General features: G+C 56.7%; 20 protein-coding genes. 9 read left to right on the top strand and 11 right to left on the bottom strand.

Annotated features, from left to right (window positions below; translation table 11 throughout):
* Nucleotides 1-33 precede the first annotated feature (33 nt).
* On the top strand, nucleotides 34-1,425 hold the full coding sequence (gene cysG / locus ABMA60_RS07550; RefSeq protein WP_392801010.1) for a siroheme synthase CysG: 1,392 nt from the start codon (nucleotides 34-36) through the stop codon (nucleotides 1,423-1,425).
* A 53-nt stretch (nucleotides 1,426-1,478) separates the two neighbouring features.
* On the opposite strand, the gene ABMA60_RS07555 is transcribed toward cysG, so the two are convergent.
* Nucleotides 1,479-1,694 carry a hypothetical protein gene (locus ABMA60_RS07555; protein WP_392801013.1) on the bottom strand — a complete coding sequence of 72 codons (216 nt, stop codon included), beginning with the start codon at nucleotides 1,692-1,694 and terminating at the stop codon, nucleotides 1,479-1,481.
* 222 nt (nucleotides 1,695-1,916) lie between these two features.
* On the opposite strand from ABMA60_RS07555, the gene ABMA60_RS07560 reads away from it, so the two are divergent.
* The gene (locus ABMA60_RS07560; protein WP_392801016.1) at nucleotides 1,917-2,672 is read left to right on the top strand and encodes an SDR family oxidoreductase; all 756 of its coding nucleotides are present in this window, start codon (nucleotides 1,917-1,919) and stop codon (nucleotides 2,670-2,672) included.
* A gap of 9 nt (nucleotides 2,673-2,681) precedes the next feature.
* Here the strand turns inward: ABMA60_RS07560 and ABMA60_RS07565 are convergent, their stop codons facing one another.
* The 6 genes from ABMA60_RS07565 to ABMA60_RS07590 form a co-directional block, all read right to left on the bottom strand.
* Entirely contained in the window at nucleotides 2,682-3,650 is a 969-nt protein-coding gene (locus ABMA60_RS07565; RefSeq protein WP_392801019.1) for a glycosyl transferase family protein, read from the bottom strand.
* Complete coding sequence (locus ABMA60_RS07570) at nucleotides 3,647-3,961, bottom strand: TusE/DsrC/DsvC family sulfur relay protein (RefSeq protein ID WP_392801021.1); 315 nt, start codon at nucleotides 3,959-3,961, stop codon at nucleotides 3,647-3,649. Before ABMA60_RS07570 ends, ABMA60_RS07565 begins: the two co-directional genes overlap by 4 nt.
* 14 nt (nucleotides 3,962-3,975) lie before the next feature.
* Complete coding sequence (locus ABMA60_RS07575; protein ID WP_392801023.1) at nucleotides 3,976-4,239, bottom strand: hypothetical protein; 264 nt, start codon at nucleotides 4,237-4,239, stop codon at nucleotides 3,976-3,978.
* A complete protein-coding gene (locus ABMA60_RS07580) occupies nucleotides 4,239-4,592 on the bottom strand; it encodes a DsrE family protein (RefSeq protein ID WP_392801026.1) in 354 nt (117 codons plus the stop codon). Before ABMA60_RS07580 ends, ABMA60_RS07575 begins: the two co-directional genes overlap by 1 nt.
* A complete protein-coding gene (tusD, locus tag ABMA60_RS07585; protein WP_392801029.1) occupies nucleotides 4,589-4,978 on the bottom strand; it encodes a sulfurtransferase complex subunit TusD in 390 nt (129 codons plus the stop codon). The genes ABMA60_RS07580 and tusD overlap by 4 nt, the downstream gene beginning before the upstream one ends.
* Before the next feature lie 66 nt (nucleotides 4,979-5,044).
* Nucleotides 5,045-5,713, bottom strand: coding sequence for a Bax inhibitor-1/YccA family protein (locus ABMA60_RS07590; RefSeq protein WP_392801032.1), 669 nt, complete (start codon nucleotides 5,711-5,713; stop codon nucleotides 5,045-5,047).
* A gap of 268 nt (nucleotides 5,714-5,981) precedes the next feature.
* On the opposite strand from ABMA60_RS07590, the gene ABMA60_RS07595 reads away from it, so the two are divergent.
* Nucleotides 5,982-6,611 carry a TetR/AcrR family transcriptional regulator gene (locus ABMA60_RS07595; RefSeq protein ID WP_392801035.1) on the top strand — a complete coding sequence of 210 codons (630 nt, stop codon included), beginning with the start codon at nucleotides 5,982-5,984 and terminating at the stop codon, nucleotides 6,609-6,611.
* Nucleotide 6,612: 1 nt separating this feature from the next.
* On the opposite strand, the gene ABMA60_RS07600 is transcribed toward ABMA60_RS07595, so the two are convergent.
* Both ABMA60_RS07600 and ABMA60_RS07605 read right to left on the bottom strand, forming a co-directional pair.
* Nucleotides 6,613-7,377: an enoyl-CoA hydratase-related protein gene (locus ABMA60_RS07600; protein WP_392801038.1), complete on the bottom strand. Its 765-nt coding sequence runs from the start codon at nucleotides 7,375-7,377 to the stop codon at nucleotides 6,613-6,615.
* A 110-nt stretch (nucleotides 7,378-7,487) separates the two neighbouring features.
* Nucleotides 7,488-10,145, bottom strand: a complete 2,658-nt coding sequence (locus ABMA60_RS07605) for a helicase-related protein (protein WP_392801041.1) — start codon at nucleotides 10,143-10,145, stop codon at nucleotides 7,488-7,490.
* A gap of 172 nt (nucleotides 10,146-10,317) precedes the next feature.
* On the opposite strand from ABMA60_RS07605, the gene ABMA60_RS07610 reads away from it, so the two are divergent.
* Together ABMA60_RS07610 and ABMA60_RS07615 are read left to right on the top strand one after the other, a co-directional pair.
* A complete protein-coding gene (locus tag ABMA60_RS07610) occupies nucleotides 10,318-13,230 on the top strand; it encodes an insulinase family protein (protein WP_392801044.1) in 2,913 nt (970 codons plus the stop codon).
* Between the two features lie 67 nt (nucleotides 13,231-13,297).
* Nucleotides 13,298-13,801, top strand: coding sequence for a GNAT family N-acetyltransferase (locus tag ABMA60_RS07615; protein ID WP_392801047.1), 504 nt, complete (start codon nucleotides 13,298-13,300; stop codon nucleotides 13,799-13,801).
* 106 nt (nucleotides 13,802-13,907) lie between these two features.
* Here the strand turns inward: ABMA60_RS07615 and ABMA60_RS07620 are convergent, their stop codons facing one another.
* Nucleotides 13,908-14,417 carry a GNAT family N-acetyltransferase gene (locus tag ABMA60_RS07620; RefSeq protein WP_392801050.1) on the bottom strand — a complete coding sequence of 170 codons (510 nt, stop codon included), beginning with the start codon at nucleotides 14,415-14,417 and terminating at the stop codon, nucleotides 13,908-13,910.
* Nucleotides 14,418-14,458: 41 nt separating this feature from the next.
* Entirely contained in the window at nucleotides 14,459-15,286 is an 828-nt protein-coding gene (gene xthA / locus ABMA60_RS07625) for an exodeoxyribonuclease III (RefSeq protein ID WP_392801053.1), read from the bottom strand.
* Between the two features lie 102 nt (nucleotides 15,287-15,388).
* On the opposite strand from xthA, the gene ABMA60_RS07630 reads away from it, so the two are divergent.
* From ABMA60_RS07630 to ABMA60_RS07645, 4 genes are all read left to right on the top strand, one after another.
* On the top strand, nucleotides 15,389-15,964 hold the full coding sequence (locus ABMA60_RS07630) for a thymidine kinase (RefSeq protein WP_392801056.1): 576 nt from the start codon (nucleotides 15,389-15,391) through the stop codon (nucleotides 15,962-15,964).
* A 62-nt stretch (nucleotides 15,965-16,026) separates the two neighbouring features.
* Complete coding sequence (locus ABMA60_RS07635) at nucleotides 16,027-18,495, top strand: heavy metal translocating P-type ATPase (RefSeq protein WP_392801059.1); 2,469 nt, start codon at nucleotides 16,027-16,029, stop codon at nucleotides 18,493-18,495.
* A gap of 76 nt (nucleotides 18,496-18,571) precedes the next feature.
* Entirely contained in the window at nucleotides 18,572-19,408 is an 837-nt protein-coding gene (locus ABMA60_RS07640; protein ID WP_392801062.1) for a cytochrome c oxidase assembly protein, read from the top strand.
* A gap of 24 nt (nucleotides 19,409-19,432) precedes the next feature.
* Nucleotides 19,433-20,026, top strand: coding sequence for an SCO family protein (locus ABMA60_RS07645; protein ID WP_392801065.1), 594 nt, complete (start codon nucleotides 19,433-19,435; stop codon nucleotides 20,024-20,026).
* The last annotated feature ends 7 nt before the right edge of the window (nucleotides 20,027-20,033 follow it).

Raw genomic sequence — 20,033 nt, forward strand, 5'->3', positions numbered from 1 at the left:
GGGGCTTTTATCGAATAGGCAAAGAGGCTGACCGTGCACTATTTCCCGCTGTTTCATCGCCTGCAAGACAAGACCGTCCTGGTCGTTGGCGGTGGCGATATTGCCTTACGCAAGATCGGCTTGCTGCGCCGCGCCGGCTGTCAGCTCAAAGTCGTTGCGCCGGATATCCTCGATACCATTCGTGCCTGGCCGGAATGCCACTGCATTGAGCGACCTTTTCAGCCGGACGATATTGATGACGTGGCTCTGGTGGTCGCCGCTACCGACAACGACGCTCTGAACCGTCAAGTCAGCGAGCAGGCCAGGGCGCGCAAGGTGTTGATCAACGTTGTTGATTCGCCGGAGCTCTGTGACGTCATCTTCCCATCCATCGTCGATCGCGACCCTCTGGTAATCGCCATCACCTCCAGCGGCCAGGCGCCGGTTCTGGCCCGGTCGATTCGTGCCAAGCTGGAGAGCAGTATTCCCGCCAGTTATGGTCAGCTCGCCAAGCTGGCGGCACGGTTTCGAAGCGCCGTTAAGGCACGTTTTAAGCGCCTCGATGATCGTCGTTATTTCTGGGAAAAGATCCTCAACGGTACCGTTGCCGAGCACGTCTATGCCGGTCGTCTGACTCAGGCCGAGCAAGAACTGCAGCGGCAACTGGATGAGCCGGACCAAGCGCAACTGGGCGAGGTCTATCTGGTCGGTGCCGGCCCGGGTGACCCTGATTTGTTGACGTTTAAAGCGCTTCGGCTGATGCAGCAAGCTGATGTGGTTTTGCACGACCGCTTAGTGCCGGAAGCAATTTTGGACCTGGTGCGCCGTGATGCCGAGCGCTTGTACGTCGGTAAACGCCGCTCTGAACACGCCGTGCCGCAGCAGGATATCAATCAGTTACTGGTCGATCTGGCGCGCCAAGGCAAGCGGGTACTGCGTTTGAAAGGCGGCGATCCTTTTATCTTTGGTCGCGGTGGTGAAGAGATTGATCTATTGGCGGCCAATGGCATTCCGTTCCAGGTGGTACCGGGCATCACCGCCGCATCCGGTTGTGCCAGCTACACCGGCATTCCATTAACTCACCGTGACTTCGCTCAGTCGGTACGCTTTGTCACCGGCCATCTTAAAGACGGCAGTCTGGATTTGCCCTGGACTGAACTGGCATCCACGCAGCAGACGGTGGTTTTTTATATGGGTCTGCTTGGCCTGCCTAAAATCTGCAACAAGCTGATCCAGCATGGTCGTTCGCCGGACACGCCTGTCGCCCTGGTACAGAAAGGGACAACGCCAGAACAGCGTCTGTGGATTGGTACTCTGGCTACGATGCCGGCCATGATCGAACAGGATCCACCTCAAGCGCCGACCTTAACGATCGTCGGTGAGGTAGTGTCCTTGCATGAGCGTTTGAACTGGGCGGGAACGGTGATGCAGGATAAAGCTGAGTGATCGACTGATAAGAAGGGAAGGGCCGGTCAATTTAACCGGCCGTCGTAAACCGCTTAAGACGACAGAAAAACCGCCGCCGCAATCGACGCCAGACCACTGATCAGTGGCATCAATCCCATGCTGGCCGCCTCTACCGGAACCATGCCGAGCAGCGCAGCGCCCAAGACGGCCGATGCTACCAGCAGCAACAAGATTCCGACAAAAAATACACTCGCCATCAACAGGTGCTGTTGCTTGGCTGTTAACGCAATAGCTCCAGGCTCAGTCATTGTCTCTTCCTCTTTCACGGTTTTGGCGCACTGACGGGGCTGCAATGCCCCTAAAGAGTGCGTTATCGGGCGCCAATTCCAACAAATGCGTCGGCGCTACCTTGCTATCTCAAAACCTGTGCCAGTTTCTCGAAGAGACTGCCACGCGAACACTGATGCGGATCAGCATGCTGGGACGCCGGTGATCTCATACTGACCTCTAACAGCAAAAAGGAGGTCAGTATGAGACTTAACGACAAAGTGGCCATCGTGACAGGAGCCGGCTCTGGCATGGGCAAAGCCATTGCTCAGCGTTTTGCTGCTGAAGGTGCTGCCTTGGTGATTGGTGATATTGCTACCGATCGATTGGATGCAGTGGCCATGGAGATCGGCGGCGTGTCTGTGGTGACTGTCGCTGGTGATATTTCCAATCCGGCCACAGCCGATGCGCTGGTGCAAGCGGCGCTGGATCGCTTTGGCCGTTTGGATATTCTCTGCAACAACGCTGGCATCATGGACTATATGCAAGGTGTCGGGGAGCTTGGCGATGAGGTCTGGAATCGGGTGTTGGGGGTAAATCTCTACGGCCCGATGTACACCATGCGCCGGGCCATGCCGGAATTGAAACGAACTCAGGGATGCATCGTCAATGTCGGTTCAACAGCCAGTAAACACGGCGCTGCAGCCGGTGCTGCTTATACTGCGTCCAAACACGGACTGCTGGGTTTGAGTCAGAACACCGCCTGGATGTATGCCAAAAACGGGGTGCGCTGCAATCTGATTGCACCAGGAGCCACAGCGACCCATATCTCTGATTCCATGCCGCAGGACAAACTGGACGCCGTCGGCGCCGCCAGAACCGGGGAGTTTGCCGCTTTGATTCCCGCCGTCTTGGATGCCAGCGACATTGCCGACCTGGCATTGTTTCTGGCCAGTGACGAATCACGCCGTATCAACGGTGCCGTGATCGCCGCCGATGGTGGGTGGGACGCAGTTTAGTGATCAGCATCAGCGAGCGTGCCAAATGTCCCGGGCGCGTTCGCGAGCTTTAACCAAGTCCAGGTCATCCGTCAGCATCAGAATCAACGCCATGGTTTCCTCGACGGCGGCCAAACCATAGTCGGGCTTGATCTGGCCGGACCAGGTATCGACTAAACTGCGCAGATCCGGCTCGGGTGGGCGGACGGCTCGCTTGGCCAGTACTCGAGGTACCGCCACTGCTTCGTCCTGATGTGGGCTTAGCATCAAAACGGTTTGATCGGCATCCGGACGGACTTCAAATTCGCCACTGTCGCCTTTGAGAACTACGTTGCGGGTATCTCCCAGGGCACGAGCGGTTTCATGGTGTATCGCCTGGTAGGGCATGTGGAACATGCCCTGAATAGTGACATCAGCGGCAGCCGGGTTGAGGTGACGTACCAGCGTATTGATGGGTGAACGCAAACCCAGTTCTGCCTTCATATCGACGATGTGTGACAGCTTGGGCGCAAAACTGTCCAACGCGCAGTAAACCAATGGCTCGTCCAGGCTGAGTTGTTGAGCTTGCTGCCAATTATCAGCAACCGGAATGCCCAAGGCCTCACATGCCTGGCGCGCGTATTGTCGTCCGGCGGTATGTTCGCCACCGCCATGCATTAACACCGGATATCCCGCCCGTGCTAACGCCCAGGCGGCCAGTACATACCAGGACGGCTGACGACGTTTGCCGGCATAAGCCGGCCAGTCAATGCGAATGTCTCTACCTTGCCAGGTCGGCAAGTTGTTGCGAGCCGCATCGAGCATACCCGCCAGTTCATCCGGCGTTTCTTCTTTAACCCGCATCAGCATCAGCATGGCGCCTAATTGCGCCGGCGTTTCCCGACCAGCCCAGATCTCCTCCATGGCGAACTTTGCTTCTTCGCGGGTTAACGAGCGGCTGCCTTTGCGGCCACGACCGAGGGTACGAACCAACTGAGCAAAGGTCAGCGTTTCACTCATAGACAATTCTTCGGTTTGGGCAGGCCAGCCAACAGTGCCAGCATGCGTGCTGGGCTCTCGCCGAAGCGCTGCATCAGATAGATGGAATTGCCCACTTCGGCGCCAAATTCGGTTTTCAGATGCTTCACCAAGGGACGCATGGCCGGAGACAGGTCGTAGCGGAAATAGAAGTCACGCAGCGACTTAATGATGTTGAGATCCTCATCGGTCAAATTGAGACCCTGTTGCTGAGCCTGTTGTTGGCTCCAGTCTTCGGTCCAACTGTTGGCGTCTTGGAGGAAGCCCAGGTGATCGGTGGCGAAAGTGGTCATCTTGAGTTATCTAATTACCAGTGAACCAGTGGAGAGTGCTCGGCGCTCAGTCGGACCCAGTCATCATCATCGATCAGTAGCCAGTCTGGATGCGCTGTGCCAGCCATGGATTGGGCGTCTTCGCGTCGAATACAACCTTTAGCAAGTGTTGGGTTGGGTTGCCACATCATCGACCGGGCATCACCACTGAGCAGCACCCAATCATCTGCAGTCAGCCACAGGTTGAATAACTCCAGCTGCTGGTCGTCGGGTTTTCGACTCAAGGTCAGCAGCGCCATTAGAACACCTCCACATAACGGGATTGACGCATCAGCATTGCGATATCCGTCAGGCTGATAGGCTCGATGGTATCGGCGATTGGTTGATCGCCAAGTACCGCCGCGCGATGCTGCTGACAGAAGAACAGGGCATCGCTACCGTATAGCGGCAAAGCCTCCAACTGACGACTCAGTGATTTACCCTTGCTCGGTTGTTGTTCTGGCGTCAGCCAGGCCAATCCCTGATCCCAAAAAATCACCGCATGGTCGCGATCAAACAGTGCCAGACTCATAATCGCTTCCAGAATCTCTTCACTGCGTCGCTGCTGATAGGGCGGTACGGTGACCAGAATCAGCGTTTCATAAGTGTTCATCGAAAGCTCACCACCCGGTCACAATCGCCAAATCCCGCGGCCCATTGCCCCAGGCCTACCAGTTCAAACGGAGGTTCAACGGTAGTCACCGGCTTTGCTTGACGCTGGGCTTCGCTATCGTTCAGCAGGCCGCGATTTGCTGAAGCGGCAATACACAACAACAACTCGCACTGAGTACGTTGCTGCAGGGCTGTCCAAAGCTGGCGCCAATCGGGCTCGTCACTCGCAGGAGCCTGACTGCTGAGGCCGGTATAAACGCCATCCATAAAAAAGAAAACTCGCACCAGCTGATGTTCACTCGAACTCAGCGCTGTCGCGAAAGCGAGTGCATCAGCCTGAGCGCTGCTGTTCCAGGGCGACGAGTAGATATTCAGTTGATATTTCATGCGCGCATGATACCCCAGCAGGCACAAAAAAGGCCGCACAAGGCGGCCTTTTCAGTGTTGCTCTGGTCAGTCGTTGGACAGAGCGCCAACCAGTGCCAGTAAATGGATAAAGAGGTTATAGATATCCAGATAGAGCGACACAGTTGCGCGGATGTAGTTGGTTTCGCCACCGTTGATGATCCGGCTGGTATCAAAGAGGATCAGCAATGACATCAGCAGAACCACACCCGCTGAAATTGCCAGACTGACGGCCGGGATGGCAAAGAACAGGTTCGCCAGCATGGCAACCAATACAACAATCAAACCAACCATGACGAAACCACCGAGGAAGCTGAAATCCTTCTTAGTGGTGATGGCGTAGGCAGACAGACCGAATGTCACGATAGCGGTACCACCCAGTGCCTGAGCGATAATGGCTGGACCGTTTGACATGGCCAGGTAGGCATTCAGGATCGGACCCAGGCCAGCACCCAGCAAACCCGAGAATACGAAGGTCCAGACGATGCCCATGCCGGAGTTCACGCTGCGTGGGATGGCAAACCAAAGAATGCCGATTGCAGCCAGTGACATCAGCAGAGAAGCGCCGTGTGGCAGACCAACCGCCATAGCGGCGAGGGCGCAGACGGCACTGAAGACCAGCGTCATAGACAGCAGTGCGTAGGTATTACGCAAAACTTTGTTTGTTGCCAGTGCCGACTCTGAACGACGAGTGGCGGTATTCTGATAGTTGGCCATAAGACTAGCCTCCGTTAGTTATTCTGCAGCCATCATATAGGTGTTGCTTGGCTTTTCAATAAACATCGTTCGTTCTGCAATGCCACCTTACGGAACGCTGACATTCAGTTATAACGCTGCATCGCCGCTTTTACGGCAGGCACCAATCCGCTTTCATAACACCTTGATTTAACACGTCAAAAAAGGCCTGCAATCCGGCCTGTGCTGCGCTATATTGTTGTTTTAAACGATCGTTTTAAACACATCCAAGAAATCAGGCCGACATTCAATGAGCCAAGCCGACACTGTTACCCGCATTCTCGATTCAGCCGAAGAACTCTTTGCTGAAAAAGGCTTCGCTGAGACTTCACTGCGCATGATCACCACGCGAGCCAAGGTGAATCTGGCCGCGGTCAATTATCACTTTGGTTCGAAGAAGGACCTGATCCAGGCTGTCTTTGCGCGTTTCCTGACACCGTTTTGCAACAAGCTCGATAAAGAGATGGCTGCTTTGGTAGCCACCAAGTCTCAACCTAGCCTGCATGATGTCCTCGGCGTCCTGGCCCGCACCATGCTCACTGGTGTGCACTCATCAAGCAATTCCAACAAGTTATCCGTCTTTATGCGCCTGCTTGGTCTTGCCTATACCCAGGCCCAAGGGCATTTGCGGCGATTTTTGAAAGAACATTACAACGACAGCTATAACCGTTTTATCAGCTATCTGCGTGATGCTCACCCAGAACTGTCACAGCGAGAAATATTCTGGCGCATTCATTTCGCTATTGGTGCCTGTGTCTTCACCATGTCGAGCATCGAAGTATTGCGAGATATGTCTCAGGCCGATATCGGTGAAGATACCGCCATCGATGAAGTGATGAGTCAGTTGATCGACTTCCTCGCTGCGGCACTGGAACGCTAACTCAGTCGTTGGTCATGGGCGGCGACAGACTGGTCACCGTCAAATCACTACGAACTTCGATCGAGCAGTCAATCAGGCTTTCCAGCAGACTTTCGTCATAAACCTCGTTCGCGGCCAAATGCAGTACTGATTTGGTCGTGCGCAGCGATTCGAGGCTGCGCGCCAACATCGCACTGACCAATACTTCGGCAACAGAATCCAGCTCTTCGGCGGGCACCAGGCGGTGCACCAAGCCCAGTCGCGTTGCCGTATAGGCGTCGATGGACTCACCGGTCAGCGCATAGTATTTGGCGGCACGTTCGCCCAACGCTTTTATCAGATAGGGACTGCTCAGCGCCGGCACCTGGCCAAATAAAGACTCAGTAATACAGAAGGCGGTGCGTTCGGTCGCTAAAACCAGATCACAACAGCAGGCTAAGCCCACGGCTGCAGCATTAACATCACCGCGCACGGTTAGCAGAACAGGGACGGGGAAGTTGTAAAGCGTTGCCAGCAATCGAGCCAATTGCTCGGCATCTTGCTGATGTTCCGCCCGGCCAGCGTGTTGCCGACGCTTTAACCAGGTGCGATCTGGACCGGTACAAAAATGTGCGCCACGACCGCTGAGCCAGATAAGTCGCACGCTGTCGTCATCGGCCAGATCATCCAAGGCGGTGACCAGGGTGCAGATCAATTCGTCATCGTAAGCATTGCCGGTTTCTGGCTTGTTCAGAATAATCCGAACCAATCCCGCTTCCCGGCGTTCGATCAGTACAGTTTCCTTCATGAGCGTTCTTCTTGTTGTTTTATTGGGTGAAGGTCCGTTTCACCCTAAACCAGATGTAACCTGGCCGCCAGCGGCGAGCGCAGGAATTTGTGCTCACTGAGAAATCGTTTTCAGATGCTTCCCGGTGGCGCGCACAGAATCAAGCGCACACCGGCTGGTTGCAGCTCAACGCTGTCCCAGGCCGCATCCAGCAATTCAGCCTGCATCTGAGCCTTGGTCACATCCTGTTCGGTGACCAGCGGATTCACGCCAGACAAATACTGCAGACGTTCCACCCGCGCTTGGTTGGTCGCCGCCAGAGAGCGCCGCGCTTGGCTCAGCGTTTGTTCAAACTGGCTTTGAGCATGCCCCTGAGCAACATCGAAAATCGGTGAAATCCGTTCTTTGGCGGACTGCACCAATTTGCGCACGGTTTTGACGGGCAAAGTTTTAACCTGAGCCTGCAGTACCTCTTGTCCCAAGGTTTGCGATAAGTCCGACTGACCACCTTCTAACGTCAAAGTACGCAACAGACCTTCGTTGAGGTGAGGTTTCAGGGCATGGGCGCTGCGCTCGGGAATGGCTAAACGCCACTGGGTTTCCAGTAACAGTTGGCCGGCCGGTACCTGCTTGGTTTCCAGCAGCGCCACACTGGCCTGACCCAACTGGGAACCACTGACCAGATCCAGCAAACCCAGCACCAGCGGGTGTTCCCAGGAAACAAAATGCACGTCTTCGCGGGCCAGGGCGGTATCGCGATCGAAACAAACCAGGGCGCCGCCTTCGGGAATGCCGGGAATGATGGGGATGAGCATTTTATCGGATGGAATCAGCTCAAAAATGCCATCACTGATGGTTTCAAAGTGCAGATTCAGTAAGTTGGCGGCCTGTTCAACCACATCCAGCGCGCTGTGTTGCTCCAGCTCGGTGATGGCATCGGTAAGTTGATCCGCCTGTGGTTGACGGCAGGAGTTGAGTTCGAGCATGACATCACGGCCTTGCTCAAGTTCGGCATTGAGGCGTTCCAGATCGTCGCGAATCTGCTCGGTCAATATTAGGTCGTCCGGATCGGCGAGCCAGGTTTCGCTGTGCTGAGCATGCACAATGCCCGCCGCTGGTTGATGCTGTTCGACACAGTCGAGCACCTCATGGAACCACTCGAAGCGGTGTTCTTCATCGCTGCCGATCAGATAGGGCAGGTGAATGTGGACGGTGTCGGTCTGGCCGATGCGGTCCAACCGACCGATGCGCTGCTCCAGCACGTCCGGATGATCGGGCAAATCCCACAACACCAGATGATGGCAGAACTGGAAATTACGGCCTTCGCCACCGATTTCAGAACACACCAGCACCTGGGCACCGTCTTCATCAGACGCAAAATGGGCCGCAGCCCGGTCGCGCTCGATCAGATTCAGCCCTTCGTGAAAGGCCGTTGCCTCTATGCCCTGTTCGTGCCACAAGCTATGAGCCAGCTCCTGCGCCACCTCGGCCGCCTGGGCAATCAATAGGACTTTCTGATCGCGGTGCTGTTTCAGCCAGTCGACCAGCCAGGCGCGGCGCTGAGTTTCAGTATCGGCCGGATGAGCCTCGACCTGACGGCTGTGAAAACCACTGACACCGCGGCGGGTATTGCGATAGACGACTCGGCCCGGGCCATGGCGGTCGAGCACTTCATTCAAGGCGCGCTGGCGATCGTCGTGCCATTCAATGCCCAGCGTTTGAAGCTGCTGGATCAGGTCGTCATCGATCTTGTTTTGGTCCAACGCCAGCGCCAGGTCCGACAAGGCTAAAAAGTGGCTCTCATCGGCCTGATATTGCTCAAAGCTGGCAAAGCGCGAGGCATCGAGCAGTTGCAATCGCTCAAAGTGCGCCTGCTGACCCAGTTGTTCCGGCGTGGCCGTTAGCAACAGCAGGTGAGGAGAGCGTTGGGCAATGGTCAACCAGGAAGACTCGGCCGTAGCCTCGGTGGGCGGCGTCATATCCAAATGATGGGCTTCGTCGACCACCAACATGTCCCAGTCCGCTGCGGTAACCCAGGTCATTTCTTCTTCGTTGGCCAGCAGTGAATGCGGGACCAGGTGCACCTGGCCCAGGCTGAAATCGTGCTCACTGTGCTGATAAAACTCCGGTTGGATGGCAAAGCGACGCACCAATTCAACCAGCCATTGCGCCTGCAAGGCGTCCGGCACTGCGATCAGCACACGCGAGGCACGACCTTGTTGACGCAGTCGGTTGATAATCAAGCCGGCTTCAATGGTTTTACCCAGGCCAACTTCATCGGACAGCAGGGCCCGAACCCGGGTCTGCTGGGTCGCCTGATAAGCGACGTACAATTGGTGTGGCAACAGGCTGGATCGAGTACCCAGCAAGCCGTTCAGATGTTGGTTCCAGATCGCCTGATGGCCATTACTCAAGGCAGAACGAAAGGCAAACCAGTTGGGATGGTCGGTCTGGCTGGTTAACAGACGGGTCAGGGGGTTGTCATGGTCGATATGGTCAGCCAGTTCGCTTTCCGGCACCATGCCATCGGCCGTTTCATAGACCAGCAAACCTTTCAGTTCGTGCACTGCGACCACTTCCACCTGGCCTTGGTCGCGTTTTTCAATGCTGTCGCCAATATCAAAGCGAATCCGGGTCAGCGGCGGTTCACGCAAGGCATAGCAGCGCTGATCTTCGGCTGAGGGGAAGTGCAGCGTCACGGTACGGGCATCAACGCTTTGCACCACGCCCAAACCCAACTCGGGTTCGCCATCTGCCAACCAGCGTTGACCTTGGATAAATTCAGACATCTCGACCTCACATCCCCGAAAAGGGCCGGTATTCTACGGAATCTGCGTGAGCATGAAAGCGTAGCAGGGCTGACTGTTAATAAATGCGCCAATCTCTGCTGATTTTCGGGACTTGCGCTACCGCCGCAGAACCCCATTATGGGTAGCTGAATATTCAAGGTTTGACTCTTTTATGACCGCCACCGCGCATCGCTCCTTTGAGCACATAGAAAGCCGTCGTATCGACTCACTGAACGTCACGCTGGAACACTATCGGCACAGCCAGACTGGCGCCGATCATTTCCATATCGCCAGCGATAACCCGGAAAACGTCTTTATGGTGGCGTTGCGCACCATGCCGACGGACTCCACTGGTGTCGCCCACATTCTGGAACACACTGCTCTCTGTGGCAGTGAAAAATACCCAGTGCGCGATCCGTTTTTCATGATGACGCGGCGCTCGCTGAATACCTTTATGAACGCCATGACCAGCAGCGACTGGACCGCTTATCCGTTCGCCAGCGAAAACAGCCAGGATTACGAGAACCTGCTGTCGGTCTATCTGGATGCTGTCTTCTTTTCCAACCTCAACGAACTGGACTTCCGCCAGGAAGGCCATCGTCTGGAGTTCACCGAAGCGACCGACCCCAACACGCCGCTGATCTACAAAGGTGTCGTCTTCAATGAAATGAAAGGCGCCATGAGTTCGCCGGTCAGTCAGTTGTATCAGGCCATCAAGCATTACCTCTTTCCGTACAACACCTACCACTACAACAGTGGCGGTGACCCCGAAGCCATTACCGATTTGAGCTATGACCAGCTCAAAGCCTTCTACAAGACGCATTACCACCCGAGCAACGCCAGCTTCTTCACCTTCGGCGATCGTCCGGCTGCTGATATCCAGGAACGCATTCATGAGCAGGCGCTGCATCGTTTCAAAGCGCTGGATCACAAGCTGTCGGTGCCGCTGGAACGTCGATTCAACCGTATTTTGCGGGTTGAAGACGCCTATGCTGCCGAGGGCGATGACCTCAGTGCTAAGACGCATCACGTCTATGGTTGGTTACTCGGAGAATCAACCGATTTGTTTGCACAACTGGAAGCGCATCTGCTCAGCGACGTCCTGCTCGACAACAGCGCCTCACCCTTGCGTCATGCGCTGGAAAACACCGAGCTGGGGTCAAATCCGTCGCCGATGTGCGGCCTGGAAGATTCCAATCGGGAGATGATGTTTGTCTGCGGCCTGGAAGGCAGTGAGCCGGACAAAGCCGCTGAGTTTGAGCAGTTGATCATCGATACGCTGACCGAGGTCGCCAATAAAGGCGTTCCCACCGAAGACGTTGAGGCCATGCTGCATCAGTTGGAATTGTCGCAGCGTGAAGTGACTGGTGACGGCATGCCTTACGGTATGCAGCTGATTTTCAGCGTGGTTGGTGCTGCTACCCATGGCGGCTCGGTAATGGACTCGCTGGATATCGATCCGGCGCTGGCAAGATTGCGCGAGCTGGCCAAAGATCCGCAGTACATTCCCAGCCTGATTCACCGTCTGCTGCTCGATAACGTACACCGGGTTCGCTTAACACTGCGTCCCGACGCCGATCTGCATCAGCACCAGCTCGACAACGAGCGCGCCAAGCTTGATCGCATTCAGCAGGGGCTAAGCGAAGCCGACCAACAAGCCATCGTCGACCAGGCGCTGGCGCTGAAAGCGCGTCAGGAAGAAGAAGATGACGCCGGCCAGTTACCCAAGGTGACATTGGCCGATGTCAAACCGGACGTTAAACGCCTGGCGCCGCTCTCCGAAGGCGCCATTACTCGTTATGCGGCAGGCACCAATGGACTCGGTTACCAGCAGTGGTACTTGCCGCTGCCAGAACTGACCTCAGACGAACTCGCCTTGCTGCCGCTGTACACCGCCTTGCTGACCGAAGTCGGCGCCGGCGATAAAGACTATCTGGGCATGCAGCAATGGCAGGCCGCCCGTACCGGCAGCGTCAGTGTCTACAGCCAGTTACGCAGTCCGCTCGACAGCGTTGATAAAGTAGCCGGCTATCTGGTGTTGTCCGGCCGTGCACTGGTTCGCCATTTCGATGAACTGACGCAGATTCTGACGCAGCACTGGACCTCACCAAGGTTCGACGAGAAAACCCGCATTCGTGATCTGTTGACCCAGTTGAGCGCCCGCCGCGAGCAGAGTGTGACCGGCCAGGGCCATGGCTTGGCGATGCAGACCGCCGGCAGCTTCCACAGCTATGCCAACGGCCTGACCTATGACATGAACGGCTTGCCGGCCATTCGTCGTCTGAAGAGCTGGCTGAAAGCATTCAAGGCCGATGAGTCTGCCTTTGATCGCTGGCTGGCCGGCTTAAGTGAGCTGCACGCCAAGCTTTCTGACCAACGCGCACTCGCGGTTCTGGTGGGTGAACCGGCCGAACTGGATGGTCTGGCAGAGCAGAGCGAACGCTATGGTTTGGCACAACGCACTGAGCAGCTGTCGGCACCGGATCAGACCGCCAAGGTCAATGCCGCCGAGCAGCGCCTGGCCTGGGCGGTAAACACTCAGGTTAACTTCTGCTCCATGGCATACCCGACGGTGTTGCCAGAACATGAAGATTCCGCGCCACTGACCGTCCTGGCGGGCGTGCTGCGCGATAACTATCTGCATCGCACCATTCGTGAGCAGGGCGGGGCTTATGGCGGCGGTGCCAGCCACGATTCCAATACCGGCACCTTCCGGTTCTTCTCTTACCGCGATCCGCGTATCGACGGCACGCTGAACGACTTCCGCGCCAGTATCGATTGGGTGCGTGAGACGGGCGCCACTGCCGAGCAGGTGGAATCGGCCATTCTGGGTGTGGTCAGCTCCATGGATAAACCCGGCTCTCCGGCCGGTGAAGCCAAACAGGCGTTCCAGAATCGCTTATTTGGCCGGACAGATGCATACCGTAAGGCCCATCGTGAAGCGCTGCTGTCGGTCACCCCGACCGATGTGGCTAGAGTCGCTCAAGGCTATTTTGACGCCGAGAAAGCCTCCACAGCGGTGGTTACCGATAAAGAACACGCCACTGCCCTGAGTGAACAGGGCTTCAGCGTCGAAACGCTCTGAGGCCAATAACGGCTTTGCTGAAGAGGTCGGCTGGTGAAGACGGGATGACCAAACGGATGATGGATGGATGAGCAAAGCGCTCGATATTCGACCAGTCACAGCAACAGAGGCTGCACAACTGGCGCCTCTGTTGCTGGAGCAGTATCAGTACTACTCAGCAGAGCCGGTAAGCTACTCACTGGACCAGTTGGAAGACTATATTCGCCAGCGAATGTTTTCTGACTATAGCGGTATTCGGGTGGTCGCGGCTTACCAGGGTAACCAGATGCTCGGCTTTGCCAGTTTTACGGTTATGTATCCGGTCATGCGTCTGTCGGGACAGATGTATATGAAGGATCTGTATGTCGCCGCCCGTGCCCGTGGCCAGAAAGTGGGGCAGCGTCTGATGAAACACCTGGCCCGGCTTGCGCTGCAGCAAGGTTGCTCGCGCCTGGACTGGACGGCGGAATCGGACAACCCCAAGGCAGGGGAGTTCTATAACGCTATCTGTGCGGACCTGTTAACGGTCAAGCAATACTACCGGTTCGAAAACGAGGCATTAGAGGAATTTGCCGACAGCATCGCTGGCTAAAGTCTCAGACATTCGAAAGGCTCCATCGGGAGCCTTTTTTCTGGAAACCGCGCTGGAGCGAGCATTCTAGGAGCGCAGACTGTCTTATATGACTACCGTGTAGACATTATATGTTGAAGAATTGGGCTTGATCGATTTCAAAACGCTCATAGTCGCCCGGCTGCTGTAAGGTGCTGATCATGCCAATTTTACGGGCCACACGCTTGGAGCGCTGATTATCAGGATGTATATCGGCAATCACGCGCTCAAGTCGTAGATGCTGGAAGGCGTGGTTCATTACCGCTCTTGCCGCTTCGCTGGCGATGCCTTTACCCCAACTGCGAGGCAGCAATCGCCAGCCGATTTCAATCTCCGGACCGATCCCATCGACCGGTATCAGCAGTACCCAGCCCAAAAACTGATCGGGCTCGCCGGCCGGCGACACCACCCAATAGCCCAGTCCTTCGCCGTAGTCCTGAACTGTGCGCTGATGGATAAAGGCACGATGGGCTTCAGGGTCGTGCCAGGGGCCAGAAACGTAATCCAGAACGCCGGGCTGTTGGTCCAGCTGATAACAATCCTCTGCATCAACGAGGGTTCTGGGTCTGAGCCTCAGGCGTTCTGTATTCAGTTGCATTCAGCGCATCGCCTTGAATGGTAATGTCTACGCGGTAGACATTATGCGAGTTTCAAATCCAGATCCAGCCAGGCCGGGGCATGGTCGGAGGGCCGCTCCATGCCGCGAATGTCGTAATCGATGCCGGCACCGCGAATTAATGGAACCAGGGGAGCGCTGACCAGTAGATGATCAATACGCAGGCCGCGTTTCGGGGTGTCTTCAAAGCCTTTGGAGCGGTAGTCGAACCAGCTGAAGCGTTCATTGTTATCCGGGTAGAGGTGGCGGTAGCTGTCGGTCAGTCCCCAGGCGCGCAGCTTCTCAAACCAGGCGCGTTCTTCAGGCTGGAAGGCGGACTTGCCCTCGCGCAGCCAGCGTTGCACATTCTTCTCACCGATACCCAGGTCTTCATCGACTGGCGCAATATTGAAGTCGCCGAGGATAATCACCGGATCGTCCGGGGTAAGGTTGTTCTCCAACCAAGCCAATAAGTCGGCGTAAAAGCGACGCTTGGCCGGCCATTTAGTTTCGTGGTGAATACTTTCGCCCTGAGGGAAATAGCCGTTCATCACCGTCAGTGTACGGCCGTCGGCGAGCGCATGGCGGCTGATCAACATGCGCCGATGGGCATCGTCTTCGTCATCGGGAAAACCGCGCTCGACGCTTTGCGGGGCGGTGCGGCTGAGTGTGGCTACACCGAAATGGCCTTTCTGACCCCAGGTCTGCGAGCTTAGACCGCTGGCCTGTTCCACATCTTCATGCGGATACATATCGTCGTGAACTTTGATCTCTTGCAGGCAGAGAATATCGGGATCCTGCAGCTGACGCAGGGCTTCGAGTTGGTGCAAGCGGGCACGTATGCCGTTGATATTGAACGAAATGATGCGCATGGTAGGGCTTTCCCGAATCAGACAGTGGCGGCTATTATTGCGAACCACTGCCGGCTTTGAAACCAGCAAGCTATTAATCACCTCTTTGCGGAAATGCCGCCCATGGCTCAACTCTATTTTTACTATTCGGCGATGAACGCCGGTAAATCGACCTCCTTGCTGCAGTCGGAATACAACTACCGCGAGCGCGGTATGAAGGCGCTGTTGCTGACCGCCCGCATCGACAACCGCTATGGCCAGGGCGTGATTCATTCGCGCATCGGACTGGAACAACCCGCCGATTGCTTCGATGAAGATACCGATCTGCTCGACTGGTACCGCCATAAAGCCGGACCGGCCGACTGTATTTTGGTCGATGAAGCCCAGTTTCTGACCCATGAACAGGTGGATCAGTTGGCGATCCTGGCCGATGACGATGACGTACCGGTGCTCTGTTACGGCATTCGCACCGACTTTCGCAGCCAGTTGTTCTCGGGTTCTGAACGCTTGCTGGCCATCGCCGACAAACTCACCGAACTGAAAACCGTCTGCTTTTGCGGCCGCAAGGCCAGTATGGTGGCGCGCCTGGATGAAAACGGCCGCGCTATTGCCGAAGGCGATCAGGTGGTGATTGGCGGCAACGAGCGTTATGTATCCATGTGTCGACGTCATTATCGGGAGGCCATCACTGGCGCTTGACCTTCCAGTTGCGTCAAGGTTTAGCCTCGGTCACAGCTGATAACCTGATCGAGGAGGGCGCCATGAGTTGCCATCACGACCATTCTTCCGTTATGACCCGCGATCCTGTCTGCGGCATGACGGTCGATCCCCACGCCGACAAGCCTGAGGCCGACCACCAGGGCACCACCTATCGTTTCTGTGGCCCGGGCTGTCGCGACCGCTTTCAAAAGCATCCCGAAGACTATCTGACCGCTGCAGACCCGGTCTGTGGCATGACAGTCGAACGCGCCCGCGCCGCAGGCGTTGAACACCATCAGGGCGAACGCTTTTTCTTCTGTTCAGAAGGTTGCGCTGAGCGCTTTAAAGCCGAACCTGAAGCCTTCCTCGGCGATCGGCCGGCACCGGAACCCATGCCTGAGGGCACGCTCTACACCTGCCCGATGGACCCGGAAATTGTGCAGGAAGGGCCGGGTACCTGTCCTAAATGCGGGATGGCACTGGAGCCGATGAACCCGGGCGCAGCCGACACCGGGCCGAATCCCGAATTGATCGATTTTACCCGCCGTTTTTGGGTCAGCGTCGCTCTGGCCGTGCCATTACTGATTCTGACCATGGGCCCGATGGCCGGTTTGCCATTCCGCGCCTGGCTGGGCGAGCGCCTGGCCATTTGGATAGAACTGATACTGGCCACGCCCGTGGTGCTCTGGGCGGCGCAGCCATTCTTTGTGCGCGGTTGGAATTCGATCATTAACCGTAGCCCCAATATGTGGACGCTGATCATGCTCGGCGTCGGCGCCGCTTACGGCTACAGCCTGGTTGCAACGCTGATACCAGACGCCTTCCCAGACGGTTTTCGTCAGCACGGCGGCCAGGTCGCGGTCTATTTTGAAGCCTCGGCGGTGATCGTGGCCTTGATCTTCCTAGGCCAGTTGCTGGAGTTGCGAGCGCGCGAGCGCACTGGCTCAGCCATCAAAGCGCTGATGGATCTGGCACCGAAGACCGCGCTGCGGATCAAGGCCGATGGTCAGGACGAAGAAGTCCCCTTGGATGAGGTGCGCAGCGGCGACAAACTGCGGGTGCGGCCCGGCGATCGGATTCCGGTCGATGGCATCGTCGCCGAAGGGCAGTCATCGGTTGATGAGTCGATGATCAGCGGTGAGTCGGTCCCGGTTGAAAAAGCCGTTGGCGATGCGCTGACCGGTGGCACCTTTAACAAGCAGGGCAGTCTGGTGATGACGGCTGAGCGTGTCGGTGACGACACTGTGCTGTCGCAAATTGTCGAGATGGTCGCCAAGGCTCAGCGCTCCCGTGCACCTATTCAGGGGCTGGCCGATCGGGTGGCGGCCTGGTTTGTACCGACGGTCGTCGCCGTCGCCTTGATCGCCTTTGTAGTCTGGTCGATCTTTGGTCCTGAGCCCAGTTTTGTCTACGCCATTGTGGCTGCCGTTTCGGTACTGATCATCGCCTGCCCCTGTGCGCTGGGATTGGCGACCCCCATGTCGATCATGACCGCCACCGGTCGTGGCGCTCAGGCCGGCGTGCTGATCAAAGACGCCGAAGCTCTGGAACGCTTTGCCGCGGTCGACACCCTGGTGGTTGATAAAACCGGCACCCTGACCGAAGGCCGCCCCAAACTGACCGATGCGGAACTGATCGATGGTCAGGACCGCCGGCAAGTACTGCGCTGGGTGGCCAGTCTGGAACGTGGCTCCGAGCATCCGCTGGCGGAGGCTCTGGTCGCCGGCGCCAGGGACGAAGGTGTAGAACCCGTTGATGTGACCCATTTCGAATCGATCACCGGCCAGGGCGTGGTCGGTGAGATGGAAGGCCACCAACTGTGGCTGGGCAATCCGGCACTGTTTGAGCAGCGCGAGGTCGATCTGGCGCCGTTGCAGCAAACCGCGGAGTCACTGCGTGAGCATGGCAAAACGGTCATGTTCGTCGCCGTTGATGGGCAACTGGCTGGTCTGGTGGCCGTGCGCGATCCGATTAAAGCAACCACCGCTGATGCCATCCAACAGTTGGCGAAGCAGGGCGTACACCTGGTGATGGCGACCGGCGATAACGCAACCACCGCTCGGGCCGTGGCGCGCGAACTGGGTATCGATGAGATTCGCGCCGGCGTTACCCCGGAAGGCAAACAACAACTGATTGAAGAGCTGCGCGCTCAGGGTCGCAAAGTCGCCATGGCCGGCGATGGCATTAACGATGCTCCGGCTCTGGCCACCGCTGACGTCGGTATTGCCATGGGCACGGGCGCCGATGTGGCCGTCGAAAGCGCCGGTATTACCCTAATCAAGGGCGATCTGGTCGGGCTGGTGCGGGCGCGGAAGCTGGCCCGTTCGACGTTGCGCAACATCAAGCAGAACCTGTTCTTCGCCTTTGTCTACAACAGCCTCGGTGTGCCGGTGGCGGCGGGGATTTTGTATCCTTTCGTAGGTGCGCTGTTATCACCCATGTTGGCGGCGGCGGCGATGAGCCTGTCGTCAGTCTCGGTGATCAGTAATGCATTGCGTCTGCGTGCACTGAAATTGGGCGATAACGTCTGAGCCTGATGCAAAGACGTTTTATCTTTTAACAGCGGGCCTGCTAGAGTGGCCTCTTCAGCCCGCTGGAACGGTTACTGTGATTACTGACGTCCTGAACTTTGTACTTCCCTATGAATTGTCCTGGTTGGCCGTGGTGTTCTTTGGTACCGCGGCCGTACTTTATGTGCGAGGCGCTCAGGCGCTGAAAAAAGCCGGGCAGGGTGAGCATCCTGGACGTCAGCTGTTGTTCTGGTTTGGTTTGCTGCTCGCCTATACCGTTTTGCATACCCGTTTCGATTATTACGCCCAGTTCATGTTCTTTATTCATCGTGGTCAGCATCTGGTGCTGCACCATCTGGCGCCAATTCTGTTGTGTCTGGCGAATCCGTGGCGGGTGTTGGCCGCAGGCGTACCCAAAGGCCGCACTCGACACCTGCTTACCCGGCTATTGCAGTCAGCGCCGATCCGTTGGAGTTACGCCATCGTCCAGTATCCGCTGATCGCCGGTGTGCTCTTCTTTGGGCTGATTTTCTTCTGGCTTGAGCCAGGCATCCATTTCCGCGCCATGTTGGATCAGCAGTACTATCTGGCGATGAACTGGAGCATGTGGCTGGAAGGCATACTGTTCTGGTGGCTGATTCTCGATCCGCGTCATCCTCAGCAAGCGCGCACCCTCGGCTTTGGCAAACGCATTTTGCTGATCTGGTTCGTCACCATTCCCCAGCTCTGGTTAGGGGCTTATATTGCGACCAGTCGCGAACCACTGTTCGATGTCTATGATGTCTGCGGCCGCGCCTGGCCGATCGACCCGATGAACGACCAGTTGCTCGGCGGCATCCTGACCTGGATTCCGCCCGGCATGATGGCCGTGTTGACTATGTTGATTGTGTTGCGACGCCTGTTGCATGCGTCCAGTCGACCAGCCACCGCCTGATAACCACTTAAGGAGAACGATGAAATGCAGCCATTGTGGAAGTCCGTCGCACTGATAGTTACGGCTTTAGGGCTACTGAGCGCCTGTGGCGACGAAAAAATCCAGTGGGAAGGCACCGATTTGTCCGGGGTCATGCCCGACCTGGAATTCGATCTGATCAACGAAGACGGTGAAGCGGTCAACGAGTCGGATTACATCGGCCAGCCAACATTACTCTTCTTTGGCTTTACCAATTGCCCGGATATCTGCCCGGGGACGCTGGCCAGTCTGTCGCGCGCCATCGATCGATTGCAGGCCGATGAACAGGATGATTATCAGGTGTTGTTCGTCAGCGTTGACCCTCAGCGCGATACACCCCAACGCCTGCGTGACTATACCTCAGCCTTCGGCCCACAGTTTATCGGCCTGACCGGTACCCAGCGTCAGCTGGAGGATCTGAATAAGCGCATGCGCGCGACTTACGGTTATGGCGAACCCGATGAGAATGGCTTCTACAATGTCTCCCACAGCTCAGCCGTTTATGGCTTCGACGCCGAAGGAAAAACGCGGGTGTTGATCAAGAGTGAGTTGCCGACCGACAGAATTTCAGCCGACCTGATGCGTCTGGCGCAGCTTTGACGATCCA

It is taken from the genome of Saccharospirillum sp. HFRX-2, from assembly GCF_043196805.1.
GTDB lineage: Bacteria > Pseudomonadota > Gammaproteobacteria > Pseudomonadales > Natronospirillaceae > Saccharospirillum.